Origin of the sequence: Streptomyces sp. 8N114 (assembly GCF_052245835.1) — a bacterium.
Classification (GTDB): domain Bacteria; phylum Actinomycetota; class Actinomycetes; order Streptomycetales; family Streptomycetaceae; genus Streptomyces.
This window is the reverse complement of sequence record NZ_JBQQBT010000001.1, coordinates 1150361-1166740: the sequence shown is the minus strand read 5'-3', so window position 1 is coordinate 1166740 and position 16380 is coordinate 1150361. Positions and strand designations below refer to the sequence as shown.

Below are 16380 nucleotides of genomic sequence, written 5' to 3'. Positions count from 1 at the left end.
TCTCGCACCCGCACCCTGCGGGATGGGGTAAGGGGCACCCCTCCCCGCCCGGGGGAGGGCGTACCAGGACGTAGGGTCGGGGGCGTGAGCGACATGGCACGCACCCCCTGGGTCGTGGGCGTCTCCGGCGCCTCGGGGACCCCGTACGCGGCGGCGGTCATCCGGGCACTGCTGGCAGCGGGCGAGGACGTCGACCTCATCGTCAGCCGCGCCTCCCGGCTGACGATCCTGGACGAGACCGGTCATCCCTTCCGCGACGCCCACGCGGAGGAGGACCTGCGCCGCTGGCTGGCCCGCGGCGCCGACGGCAGCCCGGACGCGTTCGACACCGACCCGGCCCGGGTGCGGCACTGGTCCCCGGGCGATCTGGCGGCGGGGCCGTCCTCCGGCTCGTATCCGGTACGGGGGATGCTGGTGGTCCCGGCGAGCACGGCGTGCGTCGCCGGGGTGGCACTGGGGCTCTCCAAGGATCTGCTGCAACGGACGGCGAGCGTGACGCTGAAGGAGCGCCGCCCCCTCGTCGTCGCTGTACGGGAGACCCCGCTGAACGGCCAGACGCTGCGCCACCTGGTGACGCTGGACGAGGCGGGCGCCGTGGTGCTGCCCGCGTCCCCGGCGTTCTACGCGGGCGCCCGGCACATTCAGGACCTGGTGGACTTCGTGGCCGGACGGGTGCTGGACGCGGCCGGGGTGCCGCACAAGCTGTACCGGCGGTGGGAAGGGGACCTCGGGCGGTGGGCGGGGGGAACTGGTCGGGGCAGTACGGGGCCCATGCCTTAGATTCGTTCCCCGGACTTCTACGTACAGGAGGCAGCGGCATCCATGGACGCGGTGGACAGGCAGCTCATCCAGGCGCTGCGCGAGAACGGCAGAGCGTCCTACGCCGAACTCGGGCGGCTGGTGGGGCTGTCGGGCCCCAGTGTCACCGACCGGATCAACCGGCTGGAGGCCGCCGGGGTGATCACCGGGTACCGCGCGACCGTCGACGCCCCCTCCCTCGGCCTAGGGGTGACGGCGCTGATCGGCATCCAGCTCTCCGACGCCACCGACCACGAGGAGGTGGCCACCCGGCTGCGCGACCTCCAGGAGGTCGAGGACTGCTGGTTCATCGCCGGTGACGACTCGTACATGCTCAAGGTCCGCGCCGGTGATGTGGACGGGCTGGAGCGCACCATCCGCCGGCTGTCGGGCACCAAGGGCGTCTCGCGGACGCGCACGACGATCGTGCTGTCGACCAAGTGGGAGAACAGGGTCGGGGAGCTGCCCGAGGAATAGGCGCTGCCCAGCAGCACCCGGGGCCTGGCGTAGTGTCGGGCGGGCGCGCGAATCATGACGAAGACGGACCGAGGCAGGCAGGTGGCGCGAGGAATGGACGCGGCGGACATCGAGCGGAAGGTCCGCTCCGGTGAGCGGCTGACCCGCGAGGACGGCATCGCCCTGTACGACTGCGACGACCTGGCCTGGCTCGGCGGCCTCGCCCACCACACGCGGACGCGGCACAACGGCGATGTCGCGTACTTCGCCGTCCACCGGTCGCTGGAGGTGACGGACGTCGCGGAGGCGGTCGAGCGTGCCACCCGGTGGGCTGCCGACGGCGTCACCGAGCTGCGGCCGGCCCCCGGCGGCGGGTCGTGGCGCGACCTCGTCAGCGCGGTGCGTGCCCTGCGGGACGCGCTGCCCGAGGGCGTCGCGCTGACGGTCCGCACGGCCGACGCCGGGGTGGAGGACGTCCTGGACGAGCTGGTGGACGCTGGTGTGACCTCGCTGTCGATCGAGGGTGACTCGGACGCCGAGCTGCCCTGGGAGGACCAGGCGCGAGTGCACCGGCTCGCACACCACAAGGGCCTCACCACCATGTGCACGATGCGCTACGGGAGCGCGGAGGACGCCGCTGACCGTGCGGCGTACGTGGAGCAGGTGCTGCGGCTGCGCGAACTCCAGGACGAGACCGGCGGATTCCACGTCTTCGTGCCGCTGCTCCAGGACGGGCCGCGGGGCGCGACCGGCGCCGAGGTGTTGAAGACCTTCGCCGTCGCACGGCTGCTGTTCGACAACGTGCCGCACGTGGCGGTCGACTGGGCGCTGCACAGTGTGCAGACGGCGCAGCTGGTGCTCCAGCATGGCGCGGACGAGATGGCCGGCCAGGTCGTGAACAGCGAGAGCGAGACGGCGCAGGACGCCGATGCGCTCACCCGCGAGGACCTGCTGGACCTGATCCGGGACACCGGCTTTCGCCCGGTCGAGCGCGACGCCCGCCACGGCGTGCTGCGCAGCTACGAGGGCCCCGACCCGCAGCGCCGCGAGGCGCCCCAGCCCATGCGGGTGTAGGCCGCGTTCCGGCGGTGAGAACCCCCGGCCCCGGGGGTACCGCGAGCCGTATGGCAGCGAAGAAAGCGACAGACGGCGACCGGCCCGAGGACGCGTACGACGCGACGCCCTTCCTCCCCGAGCCCGAGCGGCGGGCGAGCGGCAACACGGGGCTGAAGGCGCTGCGGCAGGCGGCGGCCGGCTGCCGGGGCTGTCCGCTGCACGAGAACGCGACGCAGACCGTCTTCGGTACCGGCGACGCGCATGCCAGGGTCTTCCTCGTCGGGGAGCAGCCGGGCGACCAGGAGGACCGGCGCGGGGAACCGTTCGTCGGTCCGGCGGGCCGGATGCTCGACCGGGCGCTGGACGAGGCCGGCATCGACCCGGCGCAGACCTACGTCACCAACGCCGTCAAACACTTCAAGTGGGCGTACGAGGAAGGGCGCGGGAAGCGGCGTATCCACAAGCCGCCGACGCTGCGAGAGATGACGGCCTGCGGACCGTGGCTCGCGGCCGAGCTGGCGCTGACGGAGCCCGAGGTGCTGGTGGTGCTCGGCGCGACTGCGGGCAAGGCGCTCTTCGGTTCGTCGTTCCGGGTCACCAAGGAGCGGGGTTTGTGTACGGAGCGTGAGGTGCATGGGCGGGCTGAGCGGGTTGTGCCTACCATTCATCCCTCGGCGATCCTGCGGGCCGGGGACGATGATCGTGCCGAGGTCTATGGCGGGTTCCTGGCCGATCTGCGGGTGGCTGCGCGGGAGCTGGATTAGGGGGTGCCCCTGTCCGAGGCTTGCCGTCTGCGGGTGCTCCCCCAAGCTCTTCGAGCAGGGAGGTACCCCCAGGCTTGTCGCGCAGTTCCCCGCGCCCCTTACGGGGCGCGTCCCGCCGGGCAAGCCCTGGGGTGGCGAAGATCGCTTCTGGGGCTGTGCTTGACTGGTGAGGAACCGCGAAACGCCCAAATGCATGGAGAACCCACGTGAGCAGCACCTCGCACGCGACGCTCCGCTACACCACCATGCGGATCGGCATCTTCGTCGGCTGCCTCGTCGTCGTCGGACTGCTGACCCACTTCGGCCTGTTCCCCGCCGGGGTCGGCAAGTCGAACCCGGTCTGGGTGGTGCTCGTCGCGCTCGTCATCTCGGCGCCGCTCAGCTATGTGCTGCTGCGCAGGCAGCGGGAGGCCATGGCGGAGCAGGTCGCGGAGGGCGTGGGCAAGGCCAAGAAGCGGCTGGCGGCGAACCAGAGCCAGGAGGACGAGACCCAGGACGCGCAGCCCAGGGCGACGTAACCCTCGTCACACCGTCGTCGGCGCCCCGTCGGGAATGAGCTTTCCCGGGCGGGGCGTTGAGCTTTTCCGTAACTGTCCCCCAAAGGCAAGCTTTGGGTAAGCCAAAGACGGAGTGTTAGCGTGACGGCCATGACGAACGCAGCCACCACTTCCGACGCGCTTCAGTGCCGACGCGGCCTGGCGCTCGTGGCGCGGCTGCATGTCGATCTCTGCCGCTGTATGTCGGCGACCTGTCGCTGACAGCGCGGCCGGACTACCCTCCGGCGCGACCGCATCGCCCGCGACGCAAACCCTTGCGGCGCATCGCTCCGCGATCTCCTGCTCGCGACGCCCTTCCCCAACAGTCCGCTTCCTGACGCCCCCGGAGTCTGTCCGTGTCTTCGTCGTTCTCGTCGGCCACCGCTGCCGACACCGCCGCGCCCGAAAAGCGGTCCCGTATACCCAAGGTGCCGTTCTGGGCGCAGATCCTGCTCGGTCTCGTACTCGGCGTGGTTCTCGGCTGGGCCGCGCGCAACTGGGACGTGGCCTGGCTCGGCACCACCCTCACCAAGATCGGCGAGATCTTCGTCCAGCTGCTGAAGCTGGCCGTCGCGCCGCTGGTGTTCTTTGCGATCACCATCTCCATCACCAACCTGCGCAACGTGCACAACGCGGCGCGGCTCGCCACCCGCACCCTGCTGTGGTTCATGGCGACCTCGCTGATCGCGGTGGCGATCGGGCTGGTCATCGGCCTGCTCACCAACCCGGGCTCCGGCACAGGGCTGTCCGCCAAGGACGCCGCCAAGCCGGACACCCAGGGCTCCTGGCTGGACTTCCTCACCGGGATCATCCCGACCGACATCATCACGCCGTTCACCGAACTCCAGGTGCTGCAGATCGTCTTCATGGCGGTCGTCGTCGGTATCGCCGCGCTCAAGCTGGGCGAGAAGGCCGAACCCATCCTGAAGCTGGGCGAGTCCGTGCTCGCGCTGCTCCAGAAGGCGCTGTGGTGGATCATCCGGCTGGCCCCGATCGGCACCATCGGTCTGATCGGCACCGCCATCAAGGACTACGGCTGGGACCTGATCGGCAGCTACGCGACCTTCACCGCGGACATCTACATCGGCTGCGCGCTGATTCTCTTCGGCGTCTACCCGCTGCTGCTCGCCACCGTCGCCAAGGTCAACCCGCTGCAGTTCTTCAGGGGCGCCTGGCCCGCCATCCAGCTGGCCTTCGTCTCGCGCTCCTCGGTGGGCACCATGCCGCTGACCCAGAAGGTCACCGAGCGGCTCGGCGTGCCCAAGGAGTACGCGGCCTTCGCGGTGCCCTTCGGCTCGACGACGAAGATGGACGGCTGCGCCTCCATCTACCCGGCGATCGCGGCGATCTTCGTGGGTGAGTTCTTCCACGTCGACATGGGCATCAAGGAGTACCTGCTGATCGTCTTCGTCTCGGTCATCGGTTCGGCCGCCACCGCGGGCCTCACCGGCGCCACCGTGATGCTGACGCTCACCCTCTCCACGCTGGGCCTCCCGCTGGAGGGCGTCGGGCTGCTGCTGGCCATCGACCCCATCCTGGACATGATGCGGACGGCCACCAACGTCGCGGGCCAGGCAGTGATCCCGGTGCTCGTTTCGGCCAAGGAGAAGATCCTCGACCGCGAGGCGTTCGCCACCGCGCGCAGCTTCTCCGTAGAGGAGGCCGACGACACCCCCGCCGGGCCCCGCGTCGCGGGCACCCGGGAACCGGTCGCAACAAGCTGACGTCAACCACCCGGCGCTAGGGCGCCGGGCTTGCACAACGGGCATCACTGGCGGTGCTGCTGCGTTTGCGTCCAGCCCCGCCCCGCTGACGCGGTGGCGGGGCAGGGGCCGTTGACTCGGCCCCGCGTCGCCACAACTCCCGTGCACGGGCGCGGATGTTGCGGGAGGCGTTCCAGTCCGCATGAGCGGCGAAGCCGCAGGACCGGCACGCGAACCAGGGTTGCGTGACCCGGTTCGCCTTGTCGACGTGTCCGCACTCGGCGCAGGTTCGCGAGGTGTACGCCGGATCGACGTACACCACCGGCACCCCCGCCCGGCGGGCCTTGTACGCGATGAACGCCCCCAGCTGGGCAAACGACCAGCTGGAGTGGGTGGCCCGTTGGGGCTTGCGAAGCCGTACCCGCTCGCGAATGCCCCTCAGGTTTTCCAGGGCGATTCCGCGACCGGTGCGTTCTGCCTCGGCCACCACATGTTTCGCGATCTTGTGGTTGATGTCCCGTGCCCGCCGCGCCTCCTTGTGCCTGCGCTTCTTCAGGCGACGTTTGGCAGACGGGGTGTTCTTCTTCTGCAGCTTGGTGCGCAGCTGCCGCTCACGCACCCGACTGCGGTTGAGCTCGCGCCCGGCCAGGAACTCGCCGTCGCTGGTAGTGGCGATGTTGACGATGCCCATGTCGATGCCGAGGACGTCCACCGGGCCAATGTTCAGTGGCGCCTCGGGGACCTCGCAGGTGGCCAGCAGAAACCACATGCCGTCCCGGCAGACGAGGTCGGACTCGCCCCTGCGGTACCGCGCCAAGGTGGTCAACTGCTCAGGGCTTGCGGTGAACGCCACGTCCTTCATCCGACCCGTCACTGTCCAGATGGACACCCGCCGCTCGGGGGTCTGCCAGGAAAGCATCCGGTCGTCATAGGGCTGGGCACCCTCCGGACGGAAGGCGATCGGCTTGTCCGTCGCCTTCCGGTACCGCTTTGAGCCAGGCCTGCCAAGGTTTCCGGCCTCAAGGTTGGCCTTGAGGACGGCGTATGCGTCACACGTCTTCTTGATCACGTGCTGGGCAGCCTGTGCCCCCAGACCCCATCGCGTCTTCACCTCATCGTAGGTGAGCCTGCGCAGCGCGAAGTTCTTCTTCATATCGTTTTCGAACGCTACCTGGCCGACCCAGGTAGCGGCCTCGTTGCATGCGCGCAGGGTTGCCCTAAGTGCCGCCGCTTGCTTGGGCGTCGGCAGTAGCTTCACCTGCATCACCAGCTTCACATCCGCGACGCTATCCGACCCTCAGGTCGTCCGCATTCGAACATGGGGAATGCCCTCGGCTTCCTGCGAGGCTGTCCCCTCGCTCACGCCGGGTGCCGCCGCCGTGCTTCCCACCGACCACCTCAGGACGCGCTTGCCCCCGGGCGTGAACGACTGAGGTCCTTTCAAGAACAGGCCGAAGTCTTCGCTCCGTCGAGGTGCGCCCCGGGCCTCATGGCCAGGGGCGCGTACCCTTTCGTGGAGCCGGAGTTGGTGGGGGAACGGTGCGCTGCACGAGTCGGCGTGGCCGACCGGTGAGGGGGGTTCACGGGGCATACGGGGCTGAAGGGATTGAAGGCGTGGGGCAGAAGCGCATGCCGCGCGAGGTGAGGGAGCGGCAGATGCTGGACGCCGCGGTCGCCGCGTTCGCACGACAGGGGTACCAGGCCGCCTCCATGGACGACATAGCGGAGGCGGCGGGGGTCTCCAAACCGCTGGTCTATCTGTACCTCAAGTCCAAGGAAGATCTGTTCATGGCCTGCGTGCGGCGCGAGGTCGGAGCGCTGGTCGCAGCCGTGCGGGAGGGTACGCGGGAGCGGGAGTTGACCGCCGATCAGCAGTTGTGGAACGGCCTGACGGCGTTCTTCGCACATACCGCGGCCCGCCCGGACGGTGTCGCGGTGCTCTACCGCGCCCGTACCCAGGGTGAGCCCTTCGCCCGCGAGGTCGCCGCCATGCGGGTCGAGGTCGTCACTATCGTGACGGCGCTGCTGGGGCAGGCGGCGCGGGACGCCGGCTGCGACAGCGAGCTGGCCGAACGCGAAGTCTCGGGGCTCGCCCACGCGCTGGTCGGCGCCGCCGAGTCGCTCGCCGAGTGGGCCAACTCCCGTAACCCGGAGCACCCCGAAGCCCCGGCCGCGAAGGAGACGGCGGCGACGCTGATGAACTTCTGCTGGGCGGGCCTGGAGAACCTGATGAAGGGCCGGCGCTGGGCTCTGCGGGGTGCCGAACAACGCGGCTGACACACGCGTGCTCCGGGTGTGTGCGTTCTATGAAGGTGGTCACCGGGTATTCCCGGGCCCTCTCCTGATCCCGTAAATTTACCTGTCGGTAAGGTTACTGTCACGTCAGGAGTTTGGCCGAGGACGGAGCTACCGGTGCAACTGGTCGAGCCGCACAAGAAGATGGAGGGCGGCAGGGTTCGCGAGGTCTCCGTCCCGCCGCTGGCGCCGACAGTGACCAGCGGCTCCCTCGCCGACATCCCCTTCACCAACGCCGCCGAGGCCCCGGACGAGCCTGCCTTCAGCCGCAAGGGCAGGGACGGCGCCTGGTGGGACATGGCGGCCCGCGACTTCGCCGCCGAGGTGCAGGCGATGGCCAAGGGCCTGATCGCGCTGGGTCTGCGGCCGGGGGACCGGCTGGCCATCATGGCCCGCACGACCTACGAGTGGACTCTCACGGACTTCGCCGCCTGGGCGGCGGGTCTGATCACGGTGCCGGTCTACCCGACGTCGTCGGCGTCGCAGGCCCGGCACATCCTGCGGGACTCCCGGGCGCGGGCCTGTTTCGTGGAGGACGTCGAGCAGACCCGGATGCTCAGCGCCGAGCGCGGCAACCTGCCCGCGCTGGAACATCTGTGGCAGTTCAGTTCGGGCGCCGTGGGTCATGTGGTGGACGCGGGCCGCGGGATACCGGACGCGCTGGTCACCGAGCGCCGCGCACAGCTGGGCCCGCAGACCATCGCGACGCTCATCTACACCTCGGGCACCACGGGTCCGCCCAAGGGCTGCGTCCTCACACACGGCAACTTCTTCGCGGAGGTCGACAACGCGATCGAGCTGCTGCACCCGGTCTTCAGAGCGGAGAACTCCGAGCCGGCCTCGACGCTGCTGTTCCTGCCGCTGTCCCATGTGTTCGGCAGGATGGTGGCCGTCGGCTGTCTGCGGGCGAGGGTGCGGCTCGGGCACGCGCCGAGCATCAAGACCGAGGACCTGCTCCCCGATCTGGCGGGCTTCGCGCCGACGTTCCTGCTGGGCATCCCGTATGTGCTGGAGAAGATCTACAACACCGGCCGGGCGACGGCCGAGAAGATGGGGCGGGCCTCGTCCTTCGACCGGGGGGCGCGGATCGCCCAGCGCTACGGGGAGGCCGTCGAGGCCCAGGAGCACGGCTTCGGCAGCGGGCCCGGGTTCGGGCTGCGCGCGGCCCGCGGCCTGTACGACGCGCTCATCTACCGGCGGATCCGGGCCGCGCTGGGCGGTCGCTGCCGGTATGTGATCTGCGGTGGCTCCCCGCTGGGGCACCGGCTCGCGGCGTTCTTCGAGGGCGCGGGCGTCACGGTCTACGAGGGGTACGGCCTCACCGAGACGACGGCCGCGACGACCACCACGCCGCCGCTCAAGCCCCGGCTGGGCACGGTCGGCTGGCCGGTGCCGGGCACGGCGCTGCGGATCGCGGACGACGGTGAGGTGCTCATCAAGGGCGACCACGTCTTCGGCGGCTACTGGGACGCCCGTACGGAGAGCGTGATCCCGCACCGCGACGCCGAGGGCTGGATGCCCACCGGGGACCTGGGCGCGCTCGACTCGGAGGGGTATCTGAGCATCACCGGGCGGAAGAAGGACGTCATCATCACCTCCGCGGGCAAGAACCTGGCGCCCGCGCCGCTGGAGGACTGGCTGCGCGCGCATCCGCTGGTCAGCCAGTGCCTGGTGATCGGCGACAACCGGCCGTTCGTCTCGGCGCTGGTGACGCTGGAGCCGGACGGGCTCGCGCACTGGCAGCGGATGCACAAGAAGGAGCATCTGAGCATGGACGAGCTGCTCGTCGACGGGGACCTGCTGTACAACCTCCAGCAGGCCGTGGACGAGGCCAATTCGCTGGTGTCGCGGGCCGAGTCGATCCGCAAGTTCGCCGTGCTGCCGGGTGACTTCACGGAGGAGGACGGTCATCTCACGCCGTCGATGAAGCTGCGCCGGGGAGCGATCGTGCGGGACTTCGCCGCGGAGATCGACCAGCTCTACGCGCGCTGAGAGGTATCCCGAGAGTAATCCCTTGGCCAAACGGCGGTACCGTGACAACAGTGCCAGGTACAGCACGGCCGGGGGACGGGGTACGCCTCCCTCGCCGGGAGGGACACCCGATGACGACACCCCCGCAGCCGCCGAACCAGCCCCCAGGTCAGCCTCCGGGCGGCGGTGGCTTCGGTCCGCCGTCCGCGGGTGGTTTCGGCCAGCCGCAGGGGCAGGGCGGCGGTTTCGGCCAGCCGCCGAACGGTGGGTTCGGCCAGCCGGGATTTCCCGGCCCGTACGGCAGCCCGCCGCCCCCGCCGCCGAACCGGAGCAGCAACAACAAGGTCGTCGGCATCGTCGTGGCGGCCGTCCTGGTGGTCGCGGTCGCGGTCGCGGGCACGCTGCTGGCCGTCTCGGGCGGTGACGGCGACAAGAACGACTCCGCCGACGGCAAGGCCAAGGCGGAGCAGTCCGAGTTGCCCTCCGACGAGCCGAGCGAGGACGAGCCGACGCCGAGCCCGAGCGAGTCGAAGACCACCTACGAGCTGAAGTTCCCCAAGACGCTGGACGGCGGCAAGTACCGGCTGCGTAAGGACCTCAGCGACTCGGTCGACTCCCCCAACCCGGACGAGGAAGCCCATCTGGGTTCCTACTCCAACTCCTCCGACACCTCCCGGCTCCTCTACGGCGCGGCCTCCGGCGAGGACTACGGCAACCCCGAGTTCTCCAAGAACCAGATGATGAACGGCATGGAGTCCGGCCCGGCCATGGATGTGGCCGTCAAGCGCCGCGACATAACCCCCGCCGGTGGCGACCCGCTGACCTGCGAGGTGCTGGTCAAGTCGCAGGCCGGCCGGAAGCTGACGATCCCCGTCTGCGCCTGGAGCGACCCGGGCACCGCCGCCTACGTCGCCAAGGACAGCGCCGACACCTACTCGGTCCCCCCGAAGGACGTGGACCTGGAGGCGTGGGCGGACCGCGTCAGCGACATCCGCGACGAGGTGCGCACGCCCGCCGACTGACCGGTGCGCACGTTCACCGACTGACCGGTCGGTCTGCGCTGACCGGACCGGTGCGGCCGACGCTCAGTTGGCTTGAACCTCTCTTTGACTTCAACCTCTGTTGAAGTTGAAGACTGCTCTCCTATCCCTCGTCAGCACAAGGAGAGTGGTCGGGATGCGCGGAATTCAGGTGCGGCGGTTCGGCGAGCCGGACGTTCTCGAACTCGTCGAACTGCCCGATCCCGTCCCCGGCCCGGGACAGGCCGTCACCGAGGTGGCGTACGCCGACGTCATCTTCCTGGAGACCCAGATCCGCCGCGACGGGGCCTTCTTCGCGCCGTCGCTGCCGTACGTCCCCGGCGGCGCGGTAGGCGGGCGGATCGACCGGCTGGGCGCGGACGTGGCCGCCGCCTGGCAGGGCAGAGGGGTCGTCGCCAAGACCACCTCGCCCGCCCAGGGCGGTTACGCGCAGCGTGCGCTCGCCGAGATCGAGACGGTCAGCGTCGTACCCGAAGGGCTGGACCTCCGCGAGGCGACGGCGCTGGTGCACGACGGCCCCACCGCCGTACGGCTCTTCGACAACGCCGTCAGCGCGGGCACGCTGCGGCCCGGCGCCTGGGTGCTCGTCCTCGCGGCGGCCGGCGGACTCGGCGCGCTGCTGGTGCAGTTGGCGAAAGCCGCCGGCGCACATGTGGTCGCGGCAGCCCGCGGCGAGCGGAAACTGGCGCTCGCCCGCGAGGAGCTGGGCGCCGACGCCGCCGTCGACTACACCCGGCCCGACTGGGCCGAACAGGTACGCAGGACGGTCGGCGAGCCCGGCATCCATGTGGTGTTCGACGGCGTGGGGGGCGCCATCGGCCGTGCCGCGTTCGATCTGACCGCACGCGGGGCACGGTTCTCCGCGCACGGCGCCCCCTCCGGCGGCTTCGCGGAGCTCGACGCCGGGGCAGCTGCCGCGCGCGAGGTGACCCTGGCCGGCATCGAGCAGGCCCAGTTCTCCCCGGCCGAGGCCAAGCCGCTGCTGGACCGCGCCCTGTTCGAGGCCGCGGCAGGACGGCTGCGCCCGGTGATCGGCCAGACCTTCCCGCTGGAGGACGCCGCCAAGGCACACTCCGCGATCGAGGCCCGCGAAGTGCTGGGCAAAACGCTGCTGACGGTGGCCTGAGGACCCGGAAGAAAGCCTCGCCCGCCCCCACGGGGGGGAAGGGGCGGACGAGGCGGCCGAGAGGGTCAGAAGGGGCGGTCAGAAGGGGCGGTCACCCACGATGGCCACCCGCTCGGCCACCCGCCGGTGCGGCGCGTAGTCGAACAGGGCGTAGTGCTGGGTGGCCCGGTTGTCCCAGAACGCGATGTCACCGGGCTGCCAGGCGAACCGCACCTGATACTCGGGCACATGCGCCTGCCGGACCAGCTCGGCCAGCAGCCGGTCACTCTCCTCGCGCTCCATGCCCACGATGTGGGTGGTGAACGAGGTGTTCACGAACAGCATCCTGCGGCCTGTCTCCGGGTGGGTACGCACCACCGGGTGCTCGACCGGCGGGAACTCCTCCTGCAGTTCGGCCAGCCGCTCCGCCGAGGTGAAGCGCGCAAACCCGGGGATGAAGTCGTGCACCGCCGTCGCCCCGTCGATCCGCTCCCGCACCTGCGACGGCAGATTGTCGTACGCAGCCGCCATGTCCGCCCACATGGTGTGTCCCCCCAGCGGCGGCACCTCGCGCAGCTGCAGCACGGCACCCATGGCGGGCCGCTCACGGAAGGTGACATCGGTGTGCCATACGTTCTCGTACGTGGGCCGGGTCGCGGCACCCTTCTCGAAGCGGACGATCTCGTCGCTGGATCCGCGCGCCAGCAGCGGATTGGTCTCCAGCTCGCCCCAGTGCCGCGCGAACGCGGCCTGCTGCTCGGGAGCGAGGTTCGCGCCCCGGAAGAAGAGCACCTTCCACTCCAGCAGTGCCCGGTTCAGCTCCTCCCGCAGCGCGGGGCTCAGCGGCCGGGACAGATCGGCACCCCGGATCTCCGCGCCGATGACGCGGGTCTGCGGCACGACCTCGATCAGCTCGTAGGGCCGCTCCTCCCAGTTCTCGGGGAACGGCCGCAGAATGCGCACCCCTTCGTACAGGCCGCCCTCCGGGACGCGGGCGTCACGAAGGGGAGCAGGAGCGGCAGTGGTGTCAGGGGCGTCTGGGGCAGTGATGCTCATGAAGGGTCCTCCAGCGGATCCGGTGGGCGGTGGATGTCTGCCGACCGTGCCGACGCACGGCGGCTCCATGGCTCCCTCCCAGGGAGCCGGAGTCACACCTAGAGACCGGATCGCTCGCACCCACGCCGCCACGGGACGCCGTGGCGTCCGAGCGGGGAAGTGGAGTGCGCGACCATGCCGCTCATTGTGGGATTCGCGCTCTGAAACGTCAACATCGTGCAGGTCAGCCCAGGGGAGCGATGGCGCGACCCGCCCATGCGGGAGGCTCCTCGACGAGCGCGGCCAGTTGTTCCCGCACCGGCTCCGGGAACGCCACGCTGCCCTCGGCGCCCACATGCAGCGCGAACAGCTCACTCGTGGCGACCGTACGGTCCTCGACGTACATCTCGTGCGCGAAGCGCAGCTTCTTCCCGGCCACACCGAGGATGCGCGTACGCACCGCGAGCGGTGCCCCCTCCGCCACCTCGCTCACATACCGCACATGCGCCTCGACGGTGTACAACGAGCAGCCCGTGCTCTCCCGGTACTTCGGGCCCAGGCCCACCGCGTCCATCATCGCGTCGGTCGCGTGGCCGAAGACGAGGACGTAGAACGCCTCGCTCATATGGCCGTTGTAGTCGATCCATTCGGCGCGGACCGTCTGCTGGAACAGGGGCAGTCGCGTCATTGGCCGGCCTCCTTCACTTTCGGCTCCGCGTTCGCCGTTGCGCCAGGCAGTCGGCCGGTGGCCCGCAGTACGTCGATGACGCCCTGGTCCCGCTCGGCGACCAGGTCCGCGATGCTGCGTCCGGCGGCGGCCTCCTCGCAGCCGGCCACCATCGCGTCCCGCAACGCCGAGTCCAGCTCGGGTGCCTCCAGCCGAGTCCACGGCGATTTGAGGGACGGGCCGAAGTGGTCGAGCATGTGGCCCATTCCGCCTTCGCCGCCCGCCAGTGCGAACGTCAGGCAGGGCCCCATGAACGCCCACCGCAGCCCCGGCCCCTCGGTGATCGAGTCGTCGATCTCCTTCACCGTGGCCTCGCCGTTGGCGACCATGTGCAGGGCCTCGCGCCACAGTGCCTCTTGAAGGCGGTTGGCGATGAAGCCGGGCAGTTCCCGGTTCATGGTGATCACCGATTTGCCCGCCGCCTCGTAGAATCGCGACGCCCATTCGACGGCCCCGCGCTCGGTGCGTTCGCCTCCGGCCACCTCAACGAGAGGGATCAGGTACGGCGGGTTGAACGGGTGGCCCACCAGGAGCCGGCCCGGGTTTGCCGCTTCCGTCTGCATGTCGGTCATCGGATACCCCGACGTGGACGACGCGATGACGACGCCCTCCGGCGTCGCCGCGTCCAGCTGAGCCAGCAGATCCTTTTTGAGCTCCAGCTTTTCCGGGGCACTCTCCTGGACGAACTGCGCCTGCGCGCAAGCCGCTTCGAGGGAGGCGGCGAATTGGAGCCTATCCGGTGAGGCATCTTTTGCCAGGCCGAGTTGAGTAAGCGCGGGCCACGCCGCGTCCACCAGTCGCCGCAGCTTTTCCGGGGCCCCCGGTGCGGGGTCCCACGCGGTTACGTCATAACCGCGCGCCAGGAAATGGGCGACCCAGCCACCACCTATGACCCCGGCGCCGATGCACGTTATGCGGGTTACTTCGCTGGGAGGGACAGTCATTGTGAGGGTCTCCTTCGGTTCGCTTGTGGGGGCGCGGCCACCGTCACGTTCGGGGCTTGAGCCCAAGACGGGCTCGGGCTTCATCGGGCGAGGCCACCGACACTCCGAGGGCCTCAACAATCTGGACCGCCCTCTCGACGAGCTGCCCATTCGTGGCCTTGACTCCCCGACTCAGATACAGGTTGTCCTCCAGCCCGACCCGCACATTCCCACCGAGCAGAATCGACTGCGCCACCCACGGCATCTGCATCCGCCCCAACGCGAACGACGCCCACTGCGCACCCGGCGGCAGAAAGTTGACCATCGACTGAAGCACACCGGGATCGGCCGGAGCACCCCACGGAATACCCATGCACAGCTGGAAAAGCGTCGGCTGATCCAGCAGCCCCTCCTCCAGCAGCTGCTTGGCGAACCACAGCTGGCCGGTGTCGAAGATCTCCAACTCCGGCTTGACGCCGAGTTCCTGGATCCGCCGAGCCCCCTTCCGCAGCATCTCCGTGGTGGAGACATACAGCTGGTCGCCGAAATTGAGCGAACCGCAGTCCAGGGTGCAGATGTCGGGCAGCAGATCCTCCACGTGCGGCAGCCGGTCGAGGCCGCCGACCAGATCCGTACCCTCCAACGCGCCCTTCTCCAGCGGCTGATCGGCGTCGAGCACCAGGTCACCGCCCATACCGGCGGTCAGATTGATGACGACGTCCGTGCCCGTCTCCTTGATCCGCTCGACGACCTCGCGGTACAGCTTCGGGCCCCGCGAGGGTGCGCCGGTCTCCGGGTCGCGCACATGGATATGGACGACGGCCGCGCCCGCCTCCGCCGCCTCGACAGCCGAGGCGGCTATCTGCTCGGGGGTCACGGGCACATACGGACTGCGCCCGACGGTGTCGCCCGCGCCGGTGAGGGCGCAGGTGATGATGACGTTCTCGTTCAGGGGCATGGCGATCCCTCCAAGTAGGAACGGCGAGGTGCCGGCGGGGAGAAGAAAGGGCGGCCGAGGCTCAGTCCGCGGCCGTCGAGAGCAATTCGGTCCGCACATACGCGAGCAGCGCCGCGTACATGTTGTCGGGACTGGTCCCGTCCTCCGCTCCGGCGGCGCTGGCCAGCACTTGGGAGGCCAGTCCGTCGACGAGCGCGGTCAGCCGCAGTGCGCTGAACTCGGGGTCGACCTCGCGGAAGACGCCCTGTGCGATACCGCGCCGGATGACGTCGGCGACGGTGGTGCGCCATTGCCGGTAGTACTCGACGTGCAGTTGCCCGATGGCGGTCGAGCGCGCGGCTTCGGCCCACAGATCGAGCCACACCAGCCACTGCCGTCGCTGCTGCTCGGTCCGCGGTGTCTGCAGTGCGAGGAGCTCACCCAGCTCGGCCACGGCGTCCTCGGCTGCACCGGCCGCGGCGATCCGCGCCGCGCGGGTGGCGGTGTCCTCGTCCATGCACCAGCGCACGGCAGCCTCCAGCAGCTCGGCGCGGCCGGGGAAGTGGTAGTGGATGGCGGCGGTACTGGTGTCGCACGCGGCGGCGATGTCGGCCACCCGTACGGAGTGGAATCCGTGCTCGGCGATCAGCCGCACCGTCTCCTGCACGATCTGCAACGGACGCCCCGCGGCGGGGAGTACGGCCGCCCGGGACTCCGCCACCGACGACGGTGCGGCATCCGGGTGCTCGGCGTCCTCCGGGCCCGGCCCGGCGGGCACCGTGCTGCCGGAACCGAGCAGCCACCCCGCGTCGACCTGTCCCGCGTCGGCGATCCGGGCCAGTTCGGCGACCGTGAAGCGGCGGGTGCCGCTGAGCGAGCGGGAGAGCTTCGAGGGGTCCATCACGATGCGCCGGGCGAACTCCCGCTGGCTGCATCCGGCGGCCTCGACGACCTTACGGACGCGCTCGGCGATCTCGCCCACGCCGTCCTGAATCCTGTCGCCCGCTGTGTTCGGCATGGGGCCACCGTACGAG

Annotated in this window: 16 protein-coding genes; 10 read left to right on the top strand and 6 right to left on the bottom strand. The window is 70.0% G+C overall.

Translation table 11 applies throughout. From position 1 onward, the window contains the following. The first annotated feature begins 93 nt into the window (after positions 1-93). The 6 genes from ACTWQF_RS05335 to ACTWQF_RS05310 all read left to right on the top strand — a co-directional run bounded on the left by ACTWQF_RS05335 (position 94) and on the right by ACTWQF_RS05310 (position 5334). Positions 94-780, top strand: coding sequence for a UbiX family flavin prenyltransferase (locus ACTWQF_RS05335; protein ID WP_443277591.1), 687 nt, complete (start codon positions 94-96; stop codon positions 778-780). A gap of 42 nt (positions 781-822) precedes the next feature. Beyond that, entirely contained in the window at positions 823-1275 is a 453-nt protein-coding gene (locus tag ACTWQF_RS05330) for an Lrp/AsnC family transcriptional regulator (RefSeq protein WP_243084147.1), read from the top strand. Positions 1276-1329: 54 nt separating this feature from the next. Beyond that, a complete protein-coding gene (locus tag ACTWQF_RS05325; protein ID WP_443277435.1) occupies positions 1330-2328 on the top strand; it encodes a radical SAM protein in 999 nt (332 codons plus the stop codon). Between the two features lie 50 nt (positions 2329-2378). Beyond that, a complete protein-coding gene (locus ACTWQF_RS05320) occupies positions 2379-3074 on the top strand; it encodes a UdgX family uracil-DNA binding protein (RefSeq protein WP_443277433.1) in 696 nt (231 codons plus the stop codon). Between the two features lie 206 nt (positions 3075-3280). Next, positions 3281-3592, top strand: a complete 312-nt coding sequence (locus ACTWQF_RS05315; RefSeq protein WP_443277431.1) for a DUF4229 domain-containing protein — start codon at positions 3281-3283, stop codon at positions 3590-3592. Positions 3593-3966: 374 nt separating this feature from the next. Then, positions 3967-5334: a dicarboxylate/amino acid:cation symporter gene (locus ACTWQF_RS05310; protein ID WP_443277429.1), complete on the top strand. Its 1368-nt coding sequence runs from the start codon at positions 3967-3969 to the stop codon at positions 5332-5334. A 16-nt stretch (positions 5335-5350) separates the two neighbouring features. Here the strand turns inward: ACTWQF_RS05310 and ACTWQF_RS05305 are convergent, their stop codons facing one another. Further along, positions 5351-6589 (bottom strand): RNA-guided endonuclease InsQ/TnpB family protein, encoded by a 1239-nt coding sequence (locus tag ACTWQF_RS05305; RefSeq protein WP_443277427.1) that lies wholly within the window; start codon positions 6587-6589, stop codon positions 5351-5353. A gap of 353 nt (positions 6590-6942) precedes the next feature. On the opposite strand from ACTWQF_RS05305, the gene ACTWQF_RS05300 reads away from it, so the two are divergent. The 4 genes from ACTWQF_RS05300 (at position 6943) to ACTWQF_RS05285 (ending at position 11745) form a co-directional block, all read left to right on the top strand. Next, positions 6943-7590, top strand: a complete 648-nt coding sequence (locus ACTWQF_RS05300; protein WP_443277589.1) for a TetR/AcrR family transcriptional regulator — start codon at positions 6943-6945, stop codon at positions 7588-7590. 162 nt (positions 7591-7752) lie between these two features. Continuing rightward, positions 7753-9600, top strand: a complete 1848-nt coding sequence (locus ACTWQF_RS05295; RefSeq protein WP_443277588.1) for an AMP-dependent synthetase/ligase — start codon at positions 7753-7755, stop codon at positions 9598-9600. Between the two features lie 110 nt (positions 9601-9710). Then, positions 9711-10601: a hypothetical protein gene (locus ACTWQF_RS05290; protein ID WP_443277425.1), complete on the top strand. Its 891-nt coding sequence runs from the start codon at positions 9711-9713 to the stop codon at positions 10599-10601. Between the two features lie 154 nt (positions 10602-10755). Further along, positions 10756-11745, top strand: coding sequence for a zinc-binding dehydrogenase (locus ACTWQF_RS05285; RefSeq protein ID WP_443277423.1), 990 nt, complete (start codon positions 10756-10758; stop codon positions 11743-11745). A 78-nt stretch (positions 11746-11823) separates the two neighbouring features. Here ACTWQF_RS05285 and ACTWQF_RS05280 read toward each other — a convergent pair whose 3' ends face one another. The 5 genes from ACTWQF_RS05280 to ACTWQF_RS05260 form a co-directional block, all read right to left on the bottom strand. Continuing rightward, the gene (locus ACTWQF_RS05280) at positions 11824-12780 is read right to left on the bottom strand and encodes a TauD/TfdA dioxygenase family protein (RefSeq protein ID WP_443277422.1); all 957 of its coding nucleotides are present in this window, start codon (positions 12778-12780) and stop codon (positions 11824-11826) included. A 223-nt stretch (positions 12781-13003) separates the two neighbouring features. Further along, a complete protein-coding gene (locus ACTWQF_RS05275; RefSeq protein ID WP_443277420.1) occupies positions 13004-13447 on the bottom strand; it encodes a thioesterase family protein in 444 nt (147 codons plus the stop codon). Further along, positions 13444-14430, bottom strand: coding sequence for a 3-hydroxyacyl-CoA dehydrogenase NAD-binding domain-containing protein (locus ACTWQF_RS05270; RefSeq protein WP_443277418.1), 987 nt, complete (start codon positions 14428-14430; stop codon positions 13444-13446). The genes ACTWQF_RS05275 and ACTWQF_RS05270 overlap by 4 nt, the downstream gene beginning before the upstream one ends. Before the next feature lie 43 nt (positions 14431-14473). Next, positions 14474-15367 carry a 3-keto-5-aminohexanoate cleavage protein gene (locus tag ACTWQF_RS05265; RefSeq protein WP_443277417.1) on the bottom strand — a complete coding sequence of 298 codons (894 nt, stop codon included), beginning with the start codon at positions 15365-15367 and terminating at the stop codon, positions 14474-14476. Positions 15368-15428: 61 nt separating this feature from the next. Then, the gene (locus tag ACTWQF_RS05260; RefSeq protein WP_443277415.1) at positions 15429-16364 is read right to left on the bottom strand and encodes a TetR family transcriptional regulator C-terminal domain-containing protein; all 936 of its coding nucleotides are present in this window, start codon (positions 16362-16364) and stop codon (positions 15429-15431) included. Between the last annotated feature and the right edge of the window lie 16 nt (positions 16365-16380).